Origin of the sequence: Bradyrhizobium sp. NBAIM14 (assembly GCF_020193895.1) — a bacterium.
Taxonomy (GTDB): domain Bacteria; phylum Pseudomonadota; class Alphaproteobacteria; order Rhizobiales; family Xanthobacteraceae; genus Bradyrhizobium; species Bradyrhizobium yuanmingense.
The window spans coordinates 941,690-954,699 of sequence record NZ_JADYVQ010000001.1 but is presented as its reverse complement, the minus strand read 5'-3'; the positions used below and the strand labels follow the sequence as shown (position 1 = coordinate 954,699).

The window sequence follows — 13,010 nt, the reverse complement described above, 5'->3', positions numbered from 1 at the left end:
ATGCGACTTATCTATGACGCGGGAAGAAACGTGCGAGGCTGTCATGGCAGAGAAGCATACCGCCGATCCGGTTGAGATCATGCGGGCGACCGGTCATCCTGAGTTGGAATACGCCGCCGGCTGGACCATCGCCGGTCTCGCCACCATCGGCACCATCGTCGCCGTCTGGGTCTTTGCGATCTAGGCAACCGGAAACTGGAGCTCGAAGGCTGCGCCCTCGTCGGTCGGCTTAAGCCTGATCGAGCCGCCATGGCTCGCCATCACCGCGCGCGCGATCGCCAGCCCCATCCCGGTGCCGCCCTGGTCGCGGCGGGTGGTGAAGAACGCATCGAAGATCCTGTCGCGGTTCGGCGCCGAGATCGGCTCGCCGTCATTGCTGACCGTCACAAGCACGGTCGTCCGGGCGTCGACCGCCTCCAGCCTGATTGTCCCGGCCTTGTGCCGCACCGCATTGTCGGCGATGTGCGACAGCACGATCAGCGCCTTCTCCGAGGACATTCCGATCGCCCGGTCGAGGCTGCCGCTGGCCTCGATCGCGCTTGCCGGAAACCGGCTTCTGAGATCGGCGATCACGGGCGCCAGCTCGGTGCGCTCGTTCTGCGGCAGGCTCTCGGCGCGGGCGAGCTCCCGCAGCCGCTGCGCCATCGCCTCCAGCCGCTGGGTATCCGACAGGATGTTGGCGATGAAGGTGTTCTGCTCGGCCGGCGTCAGGCCCTCGGCCTTGCCCTGAACCGAATCCTGCAGCAGCTCGGCCGCGCCCTTGATCGAGGTCAGCGGCGATTTCAGCTCGTGGGTGAGATGGGCCGAAAAGGTCGCGATATAGTCGGAGCGCCGCGCCAGCTGCTCGGCCATGCCGAGAAAGCTGTGCGAGAGCTGGGCGAACTCGCGCGTGCCGTAATGCTTCAGCGGCTGGAACGCCTCCCGGTCGCCGCGGCCGATTCGGGCGGCGCGGTCGATCAGCTCGCGCATCGGCAGCGTGATCGTGCGCGAGAACACGAGGCCGATCGCGATGGTGCCGAGGATGACGGCAAGGCCGGCCAGCACGAACTTGGCCCGCTCCTGATAGAGATGGTCGAAAATGTTGCTCGGCGTGCGCGTCGTGTAAATCACGCCGGCGACGCGGTTGTTGACGATGACGGGCATGGCCGAAAACACGTGCACGCCGAGGCCGCGGCTGAAGGAATAGATCGGCGGCGGCGGCTTGTCCGGCACGCGGTTGCGTAAAGTCGCGCGGTATTGCCCGTGCAGGGCGTCCGCGACTTCCTCGATATGGGCGAGCGACTGCCCGACCTCCTGCCGCCCGGCAATCACGACGCCTTGCGGATCGAGGATGCGAAAGCCGGCCAGCGTCACCTTCTGGGTCTCGCGGATGATCGGCGTCAGCCTGGCCCCGATCTCGACATAGGCTGCTTGCGCCTGCCCCGGCGCGGGCAATGCGTCGGGCCGCCGCCGCAACAGGTCGTTCGCGGTGAGGTCGAGCGCGGGGCGGATCGGTGTGACCTGGTCGCCGGGATCGGGCAGCACGCCCGGCGGCACCTCGGCGCCGAGCACGAGGCCGCTGTCGAGCCGGGCCGTCACCTCCTGCGCATAGATCGTCGCCAGCACGCGGCTCTGTGCGATCAGCTCGGCCTGGGTCTGGCGGATCAGCTGGTTGTCGTAGAGACGGAAGAAGAATAGGCCGACCAGCGGCAATATGCCGACCGTCGCCAGCACCGTGAAGATCACGAGGGTGAGTGACGGCCGCCATTTGTCGGGCGCGGCGCTCATGCCTCTTTCTCGCAGCGGCCGAGCTTGAAGCCGACGCCGTGGATGGTCTCGATCACGTTGTCGCAAGCAAGCGCCGCGAGCTTGGCGCGGATGTTGCGGATATGGCTGTCGATGGTGCGGTCGGAGACCTGGATGTTGAGCTGATAGGCTGCGCGCATCAACTGCTCGCGGTTGAACACCGATGTCGGCCGGGACAGGAACGCGCGCAGGATGCCGAACTCGATCGCGGTCAGCTTCAGCGGCGTGCCGGCAAAGGACGCGACATGCTGTTCGGGATCGATCAGCAGCCCGCCTTGCGTCAGCGCGGTGGGCCCGGCCTTGGCCTCGCCGTTGCGCGGGCTGAGGCGGCGCAGGATGACATTGACCCGCGCCACCAGCTCGCGCGGGCTGAACGGCTTCGTGACGTAGTCGTCGCCGCCGATCTCGAGGCCCAGGATACGGTCGATCTCCTCGTCGCGCGCCGACAGGAACAGGATCGGCACGTCGGAGCCTTTGCGAATCTCGCGGCAGACGTCGAGGCCGTCGAACTCGGGCATGCCGATGTCCAGCACGATGAGATCGGGCCTGTCGGCGGCAAAGCGGAGAAGCGCCTCCTTGCCGTCGCGGGCCTCGATCACGTCCATGCCGGCCTTCTTCAGGGCGACGCGGATGACCTCGCGGATGTGGCCTTCGTCGTCGACGATGAGAATGCGATGCGCCAAGAAACTCTCCGTGTCCTCGTCAACTCGCCGGCTGGCTGCCGGCCTGAGCTTTCGCCTCGGCGTCCAGCCTGCGCTGGAGTCGCCAGTTGCGAAAGCCCCAGCTTCGCCAGGCCAGGTCCTGACGCTGCTGTTCTACAAGGCGGTCGCGGCGTGACACAAGGCAGCCCTCTTTGACGGCGGGCCGTAGCGCGATCGCCTTGTCGATGGCTGGCACAGCCTGCGGCCCGAGCGTCAGGAGATAGTCGATGTCGATCTGCACGCCTTTTCCCGAAACTTCCCGGCTGTGGACGACATTGTAGTCGGCGATGAAGGCGTCGAAGTTCACGAGCGAGCAGCCATAGAGCACGATCGCCAATGCGGCGAGATTGGCGCCGATCAGCCATTGATTGGACCTGTCGAGCACGATGCGCGCGACGATCAGGATCAGGCCGAGCGCTACCAGTCCCATCCAGACGAACGCTGCAATCCGCCAATAGGTCAGCATGTAGATGTCGACATAGAGATCGAGCCGGCGGATGGAGGAGACGACCAGCAGCACGTTCTGTCCGACCCAGAGATAGACCAGCGGCCGGATCACCTTCGATTTCTCGGCCGGCCCGCCCGGACGCATCGCCACCAGCACGAAGGCAGCGGCGAGGAGGGCGGTCGCGATCAGCGGATAGGCGCCGCGATGGGAGTAGGTCGCATAAGTCATGTTGTCGGGCAGCGCCACGTGACCCCAGAGATAGATGCCGTCGAGAATGGACTGCGCCGCGAACAGCAGGTTGAACAGGATCAGCGAGCGCAGGATGGTGGAGGGGCCGAGAAATTCCGCCGAGACCATGGGCGGCAGCGGCGGTGGCACGGGGCCCTCGGCGACGGCGGCGGCGACGACCGCCCTGCGCCGCCAGCGCACATGGATGAACGGCCAGACCAGAGCCAGCATCAAGGTCCAGAACAGGACGCGCCACATATTGACATGGTTGAAGATAACCTTGGGATTGAGCAGGGACACCCATTGCTCGATCACCGGATTGGCGGCGGCGAACAATGCGATGAAGACGGTGCTGAGCGCAGCGGGCATCAGCCAGAGCGCGATGCCGCGGGTGAACGCCGACATGTTGAACATCTGGGGCGCCTCGAGGAAGAGCCTGAAGGGACCGACCAGGAGGAAATTGCACAGCGCGCGGGCGCGGTCGGTGACCCCGGTCGTATCAGGATTGGTCGCAAGCAACAGCGCAATCGTCAGCGACGCGACGAGGATCAGGAAGGACAGCGTGTTGAGCTCCTCCACGGCCGGCGCGAGGCCGGCGGCGACGATGGCCCCGCTGATCATCGCGCGCCGCCAGTCCAGGGCCGCGTGATTGAACAGCAACGAAACGCAGGCGGTCGCGATCGCAAACAGCGCCAGCGACAGCCCGATCCGCTGACCGTAGAACAGCCAGTCGGCGAGCCCGGCCAGCAGCAGCGCCATTGCGAGCTTGGCCGACAGTGCAGAAGGCCTGATCGGTTGGATATCCGTCGTCGAAGCCAGGCTCGTCATGTCCAGAAAGTCTCCGTGAATGGTGGCATCACGAATTCTGAACGGCACTTGTGCAGACGGCGGGATCATCGTCTGCACGGCTTCAGGAGTTTCTTGCAGTTTTCGTGCAGGCGCGCTTTTGCCTCTCGCGCAGCGCGATTCGCTTTGCTAGGTGCGAAACATTCATCGCCCATCGCACCTGGTGCATCATGCAATTGCTCAACCGCATCGGTCTCGTCCTGCTCTGGCTCGCCGCGCCGCTCGCTGCATTTGTCGCCGCGAACAAGAACGATCCCTATCTGCTCGTGCTGCGTGGCGCCGGAAACATCTCCCTTGTCGTCGCAAGCATCGCAATCGTCGCTCTTTTGTTGCGCAGCGGTCACTGGCGCACCTTCGCCGGCAAGGCGCTCGTCGTGCTCTGGTGCGTGCCGCCTGGCTTGATGTCCGCCGCGCATCTGAAGTTCGAGCTGCGCAAGCATGACGTTCTCGGCGCCGGCGCCGCCGAAGCGCGGCAGCTCGGGCCGCACTTCATGGTCGGCTATTCCTCCTTTCCCGAGGTCGCGCGTCTCGCCGAGCAGGGCCTGATCGGCGGCGTCTATGTCACCCGGCACAACATCCGCGGCCGTGCCATCGAGACGCTGCGGGCCGAGATCGCGGCGCTGCAGGATCTCAGGCGCGCAGCCGGCCTGCCGCCGCTGATCGTCGCCGCCGATCAGGAGGGCGGCATCGTCGGGCATCTTGCGCCGCCACTGACGAAAGTGCCGGCGCTGGCGACGCTCACGGGACTGGCTTCCGATGCGCAGCAGGCCAAGGCCGAGGAGTTCGGCCGCATCCACGGCCGCGAGCTCGCCCACGTCGGCGTCAACCTCAATCTTGCGCCGGTGCTCGACCTCAAGCCGCCGGCGCGGCGCAACCGCCTCGATTTTCACACGCTGATCGGCCAGCGCGCGATTGCGAGCGATCCCGCCGTCGTCAGCACCATTGCGAGCGCCTATGTGCGCGGGCTGGAAGAGACGGGCGTCGGCGCCACGCTCAAGCATTTTCCCGGCATTGGCCGCGTGCGCGCCGACACGCATCATTTCAGCGCCAATCTTGACACGCCGGTGAAGGAGCTGGAAGCAACCGACTGGCTCCCGTTCCGCGAGGTGCTGTCGCATTCGCGCAGCGCCCTCATGGTCGGCCACGTCACGCTCACAGCCGTCGATCCCGATCGCGCCGCCTCGCATTCGAAGCGCGTTGTCGATGGGATCATTCGTGGGACGTGGGGTTACCAGGGCGTGGTGATGACCGACGACCTCATCATGGGCGCGATCTACCAGAACGACGTCTGCAAGGCCGTGGTCGAGGCGATCAATGCCGGCGTCGATCTGCTGCTGGTCGCCTATGACGGCGCGCAGTTCTACCGTGTCTTTGCCTGCGCCCTGGAAGGATCGCGACAGGGCAGGCTCGACGCTGCGATGCTGCATGCGAGCACCGCGCGCCTGGAGCGCGGCTTTTCGACCATGCAGGCACGAGCTGCCTCACGCGCCATCAGCGTCGCCCGGCAGAACTAGCCCTTCGCGAACTGGCGGTAGTCCGGTTCACGGTGAAACCAGAATTCGTAGCCGGAGATGCCCTTTTGCATGGCAACGTCGTGGATCGGCTGGTTGAGCGGAACCACGGGGACGTCGCGCATACAGAGCGCGATGAAATCCTTCACCGTCCTGTCGTATTCGGCGGCATCGGTGGTGAAGCGCGCCTTGTCGATCAGGGCGTCCATCTCCTTGTTCTTGTATGAGGAGATGTTGAAGATCGAGTTGTTGCCGTGGAAATTCCAGTAGAAGTAATATTCGGGATAATCGAGCCAGCCGCTGAAGCGGTTGAGCGCGAGCGGCAGCTCCTTCTTGTTCAGCGTCGTGCGCCAGTTCGCGCCGGGAATCTTTTCGATTGCCGCCTTGATGCCGATCTTGGCGAGATTCTCCTGGATCAGGATCGCGGTCGGCTCGCCGACGGTGGCGGTGCCTGTGTCCAGCGACAGCGTCGTCTCCAGGCCGGCTTCGAAGCCCGCTTCCTTCAGCAGAGCCTTGGCCTTGTCGAGATCGGTGACGTAAGGAAACGGTTGCGGCCACACCGGCTTTGAGACTTCGGCGGTGCCGCCATACATGGGAACGGCGCGGCCGAAGAAGGCGCTGGTCTGAATCTGCTCGTACGGCATGGCCCAGGCGATGGCCTGGCGCAGCTTGACATTGTCGAACGGCGGCTTGGCGGTGTTCAGCGCGACGTACCACAGCGCGTTCGGGATCGGCACGCCCGAGACCTTGACCTTGCCCTCCTTGATGATCTGCTCGAAATCGCGCGGGGCAAAGCCGCTGGAAATATCCGCATCGCCCCGCTCCAGCATGGCACGCCGCGTGCCGGCGGAGGGAACGTCGCGGGCGATCACGCGCTTGACCTTCGGCAGCGGCCCGCTCTTCCAGTCGTCGAAGCGCGTCAGCACGGTCTCGCTGCCCGGCTTCCAGCTCTCGATCTTGTAGGCGCCGCCGCCGGCCTCGTTGTTCTTCAGCCAGGCCAGCGCCCACGGATCTTCCGGCGTCGCGTTCTTCCTGGCGAGCTCGGAATTGATGATGAAGGGCACGACGACGGCCACGTTGAACAGCAGCATCTTGTCCTTGCGGACATAGTCGATACGGAAAGTGTGGTCGTCGACCACCACGAACTGCTCCGGCTTTTCCAGCGATCCCGCCGACATCTGGAAGGTCGGAAAGCCGCCGACCTTCACGGCGCGGTCAAACGACCATTTGACGTCCTTGGCGGTCACAGGCGTGCCGTCGTGGAATTTTGCGTCCTTGCGAAGCTTGAAGGTGCAGGACATGCCGTCGGCGGCGACCTCCCAGCTCTCGGCGAGCTCGGGCGCGAGCTTCTCGCGGTCATACGACAACGTGCCGTCCGGCAGTGTCTTGGCGGCGTAGGTGAGCAGGCGGTCGTAGCAATTCCAGGACAGGCCGTCACGGTCTGGTTGGAGCCGACGCCCTGCATGTCCAGCGAATTCGGCCCCAGCTCCTGCACCACCAGCAACGTCTCGCTGCGTCCCTGCGCCCAGGCAAGACGCGGCGCAAAGGCTGCCGTACCGGCGACACCGAGGCCGCCGAGCATGACGCTCCGGCGGTTCAAATCGAGGGGTGAAATGCTCAAGAGTGCCTCCCGTTCCGGAATTGTCCGGCATCGAGAGGCAAGCTGTATGCCAGAGCCAGGAAGCCCCAAGCCGCCCCGCGACAAGGCGAGGCGGCTTGGATCGATAGGTGTTGCGCGTCGGCGCGGACTACTCGGCCTGCTCCAGCGCGGCGGGCATCTTCGCCACCGACATCAGCGATCGCGCGACCTGGTTGAGCAGGAGATCGGCATTCTCTTCTTCCGCAAGGGATTTGGAGAGCAGGGCGACGATCGCGCTGTGGCGCAGCTGCTGCGCGAGGTTGCGCGCGGTGGTATAGCCGGACATCTCGTAATGCTCGACGCGTTGCGCCGCGGAGATCAGCGCGAGGTCGGCGGCTGCATCCTCCTTCTCTTGGCTTTCCTTCATGACCTCCTGGCCTTCCTCGATCAGGCCCATCATGCCCTTGCAAGGCTTGGCGCGAGCGTTCTCGCCGAGCAGCTCGAAGCACTCGTTGATGCGCTCGACCTGGTTTTCGGTCTCGGCCAGATGCTGTTCGAACAGTTCCCGCAACTGGTCGAAGCGGGCGGACTGCGCCATCTTCGGGAGCGCCTTGGTCAGCTGCTTCTCGGCATGGAGGATGTCACGCAGCTCATGGAGCAGCAGATCGGTCAGGCCGGCCTCGTCTACAGGCGGCGAGCTCTCCGTGACGATCGGGGTGGCAGCGCCCGGATCGGCGGATTGCAGCGCAGGCGATTCCGTGAACACCCAGTCCTCGCCCTCGTTCCACGGGCCGCGGGTGTCGATTTCGCCATGGTCGCCGCTGCCGGTGGAATCGTTGAAGTACTGGTTCACGAGGCCGGGCGTCGGGGCAATCCGGCCGATGCTGAAGGCCGGCTTCGACAGGCTCTCGAGTGCGCGCGCGAACGCCTTCATATGCGTGATCTCGCGCGTCATCAGGAATTGCAGCGCGTCCTTGCTGCCGGCATCGTCGCAAAAATTGATCAGGCGCTCGTAGACGATCTTGGCACGCGCTTCTGCCGCGATGTTGCTGCGGAGATCGACGTCGAGCTCGCCCGTGATCTTGAGATAATCGGCGGTCCAGGGATTGCCTTGCGAGTTGAACAGATTGACGCCGCCTCCGCCGGCAATCGCGATCAGCGGATCGGCCTCCGCCGCCTGGCGGTCGTTCCGCGAGGGCGCAAGATGCATCCGGGCGAGGCAACCGACGACCTCGAGATGGCTGAGCTCTTCGGTGCCGATATCCATCAAGAGGTCCTTGCGGTCGGGATCCTCGCAATTCAGTCCCTGAATCGAATATTGCATCGCAGCCGCAAGTTCGCCGTTGGCGCCGCCGAACTGCTCGAGGAGCATATTGCCGAAGCGCGGATCGGGTTCGTCGACGCGCACGGTGAACATCAGCTTCTTGACGTGGTGATACATGGGGAGACTCGCGTGCTGGAGAGAAACTACGCGACAACGAGGCCTCCAGCCGTTCGTTCCTAAGTCTCTCCAGGATCGAGGCTGTCGTTGCCCCGGACCTCTGCCAGGGAGCGCGATGGCTTACGGCGTCACCGCACTGCGCGCGACGGCGCGCGGGGCCGTCAGTTCCTTCCAGGTCGAATTTGCCACATGCACCGGCGAGAAGGCGGGACGTTCGACGTATTGTCCATCGCCGGCCTCGGCGCGCAGGTCGCCATCCTTCCAGACGATACGGCCGCGCGACAGCGTCGCGGCCGCACCGCCGGTGCAGGCAAAACCCTCGAACACGTTGTAATCGATCCGGCTCATCTGCCGCTTGGCGCTGATGGTCTTGCTCGCCTTGGGATCCCACACCACGATATCGGCATCCGAGCCGACGGCGACCGCGCCCTTGCGCGGATAGATGTTGAGGATGCGGGCGATGTTCGCCGAGGTCACCGCGACGAATTCCTCTTTGGTCAGCCGCCCCGTGGCGACGCCCGCGGTCCAGAGCAGCGCCAGGCGATCTTCGAGGCCGCCGGTGCCGTTCGGGATCTTCCTGAAATCGCCGCGCCCGAACCGCTTCTGCTCGGTGGTGAAGGCGCAATGATCGGTCGCAACCACCTGGAGCGAGCCGGCTTGCAGGCCGGCCCAGAGGCTGTCCTGATGCTGTTTGTCGCGGAACGGCGGCGACATCACGCGCTGTGCGGCATGATCCCAGTCCTTGTTCTGATATTCACGCTCATCCAGCAGCAGATGCTGGATCAGCGGCTCGCCATAGACGCGCTTGCCGGCGGCGCGTGCCCGCGCGATGGCCTCATGCGCCTCGCGGCAGCTGGTGTGGACGATATAGACCGGCGTGCCCGTCATGTCCGCGATCATGATGGCGCGGTTGGTGGCTTCGCCCTCGACCTCCGGCGGCCGTGAATAGGCGTGGCCTTCCGGGCCGGTGACGCCGCGCGCAATCAGCGCGTCCTGCATCAGGGCGACGACGTCGCCGTTCTCGGCATGGACGACAGGCATGGCGCCGAGATGGGCGCAACGCGCGAACGAGTTGTAGAGCTCGTCGTCGTTCACCATCAGCGCGCCCTTGTAGGCCATGAAATGCTTGAAGGTGTTGATGCCGTAGGTTTTGACCACAATCTCCATCTCGTCATGGATCTGCTTCGACCATGACGTCACCGCCATGTGGAAGCCGTAGTCGCTGGCCGCCTTCTCGGATTTGTGCCGCCACTCCTGATACGCCGCGAGCATGGATTGGCCGGGATCGGGCAGGCAGAAATCCACCACCATCGTGGTGCCGCCGCTCAGCGCCGCCTTGGTTCCGGATTCGAAATCGTCGGCGGTGACGGTGCCCATGAACGGCATTTCGAGATGGGTGTGCGGATCGATCCCGCCCGGGATGACGTAGGCGCCGCCTGCATCGATGACCTCGCTACCTGTCGGCGCATCGAGCGCTGCGCCGATCGCGACGATGGTCTCGCCGTCGATCAGCACGTCCGCGCGGCGCGAATGATCGTGATTGACGACGGTGCCGCCGCGGATGAGGAGGGGCATGAGGTGCTCCGAGAGGTGAGGGACGGCTCGAAGGCTAAGCGCGCGACTGGCGATGCGACAGGTGAAATTTTAGTCAGCCGCCGCCGCTCCTTTCACGTCGTGCGCGATCAGCCCGTCGATCATCGCGCGCACGAGGCCCGTGATCTCCTTGCGCAGCGCCGGCAGCGGCACGGCCACCAGCTTCTGCTCCAGCCCGAGCGCCACCATGCCATGCACGGCCGAGAACAGGCTGCGTGCGGTGATGCCGAGTTCCTCCGGGCTGCGCCCAGGAAACAGTGCGGCCAGCGGCTGGTAGATATGACGGAACAGCTGCATCTGGTCGTGCACGGACCAATCCGGCACCAGCTTGCCCGTCTCCATCCGGTGCTCGAACAGCGCGCGCCAGAGCTGGAGGTTTTCGGCGGCGAAATCGCAATAGGCGAGGGCGATGCGGACCAGGGATTCCCGTGGCGATGGCTCGCCGGCATTTGTTGCGAGATTCAGCGTCTCGTCGAGCCGGAGCAGCGTGCGCGAGCCGACCCGCAGGATCAGTTCGTCGACATCAGCCACGAGATTGTAGACCGCGCCATTGGCGCAGCCGATCTCGCGGGCCAAATCGCGGGTCTTGAGACCCGCCAGCCCCCGCTCGGCGATCATCTGTTCGGCCGCCTGGATCAGGGCCGCACGCAATTTCTCTCGCCGTTCCAGGGCCTTAGTCATTCTTAACCAAATTCTTGAGCGTCGCTCAAAATAATATTGAACGATGTTCAAGGTTCCTGCTACAAACTCTGTGAGCAACGCTCATAGATAGGGAGCAACCAATGTTCAAGACCGTCGTGACCCTCTTCCGCGGCAGCGTCGCCGCTGCGGGCGAGGAACTGGAAGATCGCACCGCCCTTCTGATCCTGGATCAGCAGATGCGCGATGCAGCCGCAGCCGTCGAGCGCAGCAAGCGCACGCTGGCGCTGGCAATCGCGCAGGACCAGCAGGAAGGCCGCAAGCTCGAGGCCACGAATGCGCGTATCGCCGATCTCGAGACCCGTGCCGTTGCGGCGCTGGATGGCGGCCGCGAGGACCTCGCCAAGGAGGCCGCCGAAGCCATTGCGGCGCTGGAGGCCGATCGCGATGCGGCCATGACGGCGCGCGCGCTGTTCGCGACCGAGATCATCAGGCTGAAGCGCCACGTCGCCAACGCGCAGGCCCGCATCACCGAGCTCGATCGCGGTCGCCGGATCGCCCGCGCCTCGGAAGCGGTGCGCTCGCTTCGCCGCAGCGGCATCGAGGCCGCGCGCCCCTATGAATCGACATTGCCGGAGGCGGAGGGGACGCTGAGGCGTCTGCGCGAGCGGCAGATGGAGGCTCAGGCGGCCGACGATGCCCTGGTCGAGCTCGACGCGGCCACCGGCCCGCTCGCCACCGCCGAACGACTCGCCGAGCAGGGCTTCGGCCCGCGGCTCAAGACGACCGCCGACGATGTGCTGGCGCGCTTGAAGTCCAGGCGCATGCCGGCGGCCTGATCTCAAGTTCCAATCCGAACGCAATCATCATTCCAATCGACAGGAGACCATCATGAACCAGAATGGCCAGCCCCACAGCGGCGCCTGGGTGAGCTTCACCTACGCGTCCTTCGCAGCTTCCGCCTTCCTCGTCGCCATCGGCATCTTCTTCCTGCCGATCGACCTCTGGATGAAGGGTTATCTCACCATGGGCATCGTGATGATGATCCAGACCTGCGTCACCCTGACCAAGACCGTGCGCGACAATCATGAGAGCAGCCGCCTCGTGAACCGCATCGAGGATGCCAAGGCCGAGCGGCTGCTGATGGAGGTCTCGAAGGCGGCGTAAGGCGAACGGTCGCAGCGCGCGCTCTGGGGCGACAGGGGCGCGCGCGGCAGGCAGGGTGCATTGTGCTTCGCGTGCAGGTGCGATATGGCTCTCGCGCTTTCCAGAGGCGGAGACGAGCTTTGTCGAAACAATCCCTGCGCGAGGAGGCCGAGCGCCTGATCCGCGAATCGATGGAAAAGAAGACCATCGTGGTCAAGCAGGGCACGACCCGCATCGAGGCTGTCTGCGGCAAGTGCGGAGCGCCGAACCGGGTGCAGGCGGAGAAGGGCCAGACCCGCGTCAAGTTCGCCTGCAAGAACTGCGGGCATAAGCAAGAGACGTTGTAGGCGTCTTCACCTCATCCGGGTCGCCCCCGGCGATGCGCAGCATCGTCCGGCGCGATCCGGCTAGAGGCCCTACGGCCTCTCCCTCACATCACCTGATGCACGTCGATCACGACGCGATCCGCATGGCGCGCCGCTGACGCCACGAAGATGTGCTCCATCAGCCAGCGGTACGTCTCGTGCCCGGTCTCGAACTTCGGCACGGTGCGGAAATAGATCAGCTTCGGATCGACCGGCTCGCCGCGCTTGAGCTTGTGCAACAGCTCGACCGGGCCGAAGCGCATACCCTTGTTCTCGACGTAGACGGTCGCACCGTCGTCGGTCTCGAAGGCGTATTTCGCTTCGAGATCGATCAACTCGTTGGGCCGGATGGTCTGGAAGTCGGCGCCGAAGGGGAGCACCTTTCCGCTGACCGCGCCCGTCACCTCGCCGCCGATGATCGGAATGATGCGGCGGACGCCGATCCCGGTCTCGCCCGCGGTCACGACGTCGCCGATCCGCGCGGTGATGGTGAAAACGTATCTTGTTTCGAGGGTCGGGGTGGTCATGTCTGCCTCCAATTATCGACGAGCCTTCCCTTCTCCCCTTGTGGGAGAAGGTGGCGCGAAGCGCCGGATGAGGGGTCTATCTCCACACGCGTGCTCGCGGAGAGAGACCCCTCACCCGTCTCGCCGCTATCGCGGCGAGCCACCCTCTCCCACAAGGGGAGAGGGGAAGCAGCCACGCCGTGCGGCATTCAATCTTGTCAC

Annotated in this window: 12 protein-coding genes and 1 pseudogene; 5 read left to right on the top strand and 8 right to left on the bottom strand. The window is 65.0% G+C overall.

What is annotated here, in order from left to right; genetic code table 11:
- The first annotated feature begins 43 nt into the window (after nucleotides 1-43).
- The gene (locus tag I6F28_RS04445; RefSeq protein ID WP_167361649.1) at nucleotides 44-184 is read left to right on the top strand and encodes a hypothetical protein; all 141 of its coding nucleotides are present in this window, start codon (nucleotides 44-46) and stop codon (nucleotides 182-184) included.
- Here the strand turns inward: I6F28_RS04445 and I6F28_RS04440 are convergent.
- From I6F28_RS04440 to I6F28_RS04430, 3 genes are read right to left on the bottom strand one after another with little or no spacing between them, the layout of a single operon-like run.
- On the bottom strand, nucleotides 181-1,767 hold the full coding sequence (locus tag I6F28_RS04440) for an ATP-binding protein (RefSeq protein WP_225111643.1): 1,587 nt from the start codon (nucleotides 1,765-1,767) through the stop codon (nucleotides 181-183). The genes I6F28_RS04445 and I6F28_RS04440 overlap by 4 nt on opposite strands.
- The gene (locus I6F28_RS04435; RefSeq protein WP_109142397.1) at nucleotides 1,764-2,468 is read right to left on the bottom strand and encodes a response regulator transcription factor; all 705 of its coding nucleotides are present in this window, start codon (nucleotides 2,466-2,468) and stop codon (nucleotides 1,764-1,766) included. Before I6F28_RS04435 ends, I6F28_RS04440 begins: the two co-directional genes overlap by 4 nt.
- Nucleotides 2,469-2,487: 19 nt before the next feature.
- Entirely contained in the window at nucleotides 2,488-3,990 is a 1,503-nt protein-coding gene (locus tag I6F28_RS04430) for a DUF4153 domain-containing protein (RefSeq protein ID WP_225139341.1), read from the bottom strand.
- Nucleotides 3,991-4,178: 188 nt separating this feature from the next.
- On the opposite strand from I6F28_RS04430, the gene I6F28_RS04425 reads away from it, so the two are divergent.
- The gene (locus tag I6F28_RS04425) at nucleotides 4,179-5,522 is read left to right on the top strand and encodes a glycoside hydrolase family 3 N-terminal domain-containing protein (RefSeq protein WP_225139340.1); all 1,344 of its coding nucleotides are present in this window, start codon (nucleotides 4,179-4,181) and stop codon (nucleotides 5,520-5,522) included.
- Here I6F28_RS04425 and I6F28_RS04420 read toward each other — a convergent pair.
- From I6F28_RS04420 to I6F28_RS04405, 4 genes and pseudogenes are all read right to left on the bottom strand, one after another.
- Nucleotides 5,519-7,140 (bottom strand): annotated as a pseudogene (locus tag I6F28_RS04420) (ABC transporter substrate-binding protein). The gene I6F28_RS04425 and the pseudogene I6F28_RS04420 overlap by 4 nt on opposite strands.
- 127 nt (nucleotides 7,141-7,267) lie before the next feature.
- Nucleotides 7,268-8,539, bottom strand: coding sequence for a DUF892 family protein (locus I6F28_RS04415; protein ID WP_225139339.1), 1,272 nt, complete (start codon nucleotides 8,537-8,539; stop codon nucleotides 7,268-7,270).
- Nucleotides 8,540-8,659: 120 nt separating this feature from the next.
- Nucleotides 8,660-10,114 (bottom strand): dihydropyrimidinase, encoded by a 1,455-nt coding sequence (hydA, locus tag I6F28_RS04410; protein ID WP_036021456.1) that lies wholly within the window; start codon nucleotides 10,112-10,114, stop codon nucleotides 8,660-8,662.
- A 69-nt stretch (nucleotides 10,115-10,183) separates the two neighbouring features.
- Nucleotides 10,184-10,813, bottom strand: a complete 630-nt coding sequence (locus I6F28_RS04405; protein ID WP_225139338.1) for a TetR/AcrR family transcriptional regulator — start codon at nucleotides 10,811-10,813, stop codon at nucleotides 10,184-10,186.
- A gap of 101 nt (nucleotides 10,814-10,914) precedes the next feature.
- On the opposite strand from I6F28_RS04405, the gene I6F28_RS04400 reads away from it, so the two are divergent.
- From I6F28_RS04400 to I6F28_RS04390, 3 genes are all read left to right on the top strand, one after another.
- Nucleotides 10,915-11,610 (top strand): PspA/IM30 family protein, encoded by a 696-nt coding sequence (locus I6F28_RS04400; RefSeq protein WP_035997892.1) that lies wholly within the window; start codon nucleotides 10,915-10,917, stop codon nucleotides 11,608-11,610.
- A gap of 52 nt (nucleotides 11,611-11,662) precedes the next feature.
- On the top strand, nucleotides 11,663-11,938 hold the full coding sequence (locus I6F28_RS04395) for a YiaA/YiaB family inner membrane protein (protein WP_035997898.1): 276 nt from the start codon (nucleotides 11,663-11,665) through the stop codon (nucleotides 11,936-11,938).
- 119 nt (nucleotides 11,939-12,057) lie between these two features.
- On the top strand, nucleotides 12,058-12,264 hold the full coding sequence (locus tag I6F28_RS04390; protein WP_025033895.1) for a hypothetical protein: 207 nt from the start codon (nucleotides 12,058-12,060) through the stop codon (nucleotides 12,262-12,264).
- 83 nt (nucleotides 12,265-12,347) lie between these two features.
- On the opposite strand, the gene I6F28_RS04385 is transcribed toward I6F28_RS04390, so the two are convergent.
- The gene (locus I6F28_RS04385; RefSeq protein WP_035997901.1) at nucleotides 12,348-12,809 is read right to left on the bottom strand and encodes a DUF3237 domain-containing protein; all 462 of its coding nucleotides are present in this window, start codon (nucleotides 12,807-12,809) and stop codon (nucleotides 12,348-12,350) included.
- Between the last annotated feature and the right edge of the window lie 201 nt (nucleotides 12,810-13,010).

What these genes read in the sequence shown, in the direction of transcription:
- hydA (WP_036021456.1), bottom strand. Translation starts at nt 10,114, where the DNA reads ATGCCCCTCCTCATCCGCGGCGGCACCGTCGTCAATCACGATCATTCG.
- I6F28_RS04445 (WP_167361649.1), top strand. Translation starts at nt 44, where the DNA reads ATGGCAGAGAAGCATACCGCCGATCCGGTTGAGATCATGCGGGCGACC.
- I6F28_RS04430 (WP_225139341.1), bottom strand. Translation starts at nt 3,990, where the DNA reads ATGACGAGCCTGGCTTCGACGACGGATATCCAACCGATCAGGCCTTCT.
- I6F28_RS04405 (WP_225139338.1), bottom strand. Translation starts at nt 10,813, where the DNA reads ATGACTAAGGCCCTGGAACGGCGAGAGAAATTGCGTGCGGCCCTGATC.
- I6F28_RS04415 (WP_225139339.1), bottom strand. Translation starts at nt 8,539, where the DNA reads ATGTATCACCACGTCAAGAAGCTGATGTTCACCGTGCGCGTCGACGAA.
- I6F28_RS04425 (WP_225139340.1), top strand. Translation starts at nt 4,179, where the DNA reads ATGCAATTGCTCAACCGCATCGGTCTCGTCCTGCTCTGGCTCGCCGCG.
- I6F28_RS04395 (WP_035997898.1), top strand. Translation starts at nt 11,663, where the DNA reads ATGAACCAGAATGGCCAGCCCCACAGCGGCGCCTGGGTGAGCTTCACC.
- I6F28_RS04400 (WP_035997892.1), top strand. Translation starts at nt 10,915, where the DNA reads ATGTTCAAGACCGTCGTGACCCTCTTCCGCGGCAGCGTCGCCGCTGCG.
- I6F28_RS04440 (WP_225111643.1), bottom strand. Translation starts at nt 1,767, where the DNA reads ATGAGCGCCGCGCCCGACAAATGGCGGCCGTCACTCACCCTCGTGATC.
- I6F28_RS04385 (WP_035997901.1), bottom strand. Translation starts at nt 12,809, where the DNA reads ATGACCACCCCGACCCTCGAAACAAGATACGTTTTCACCATCACCGCG.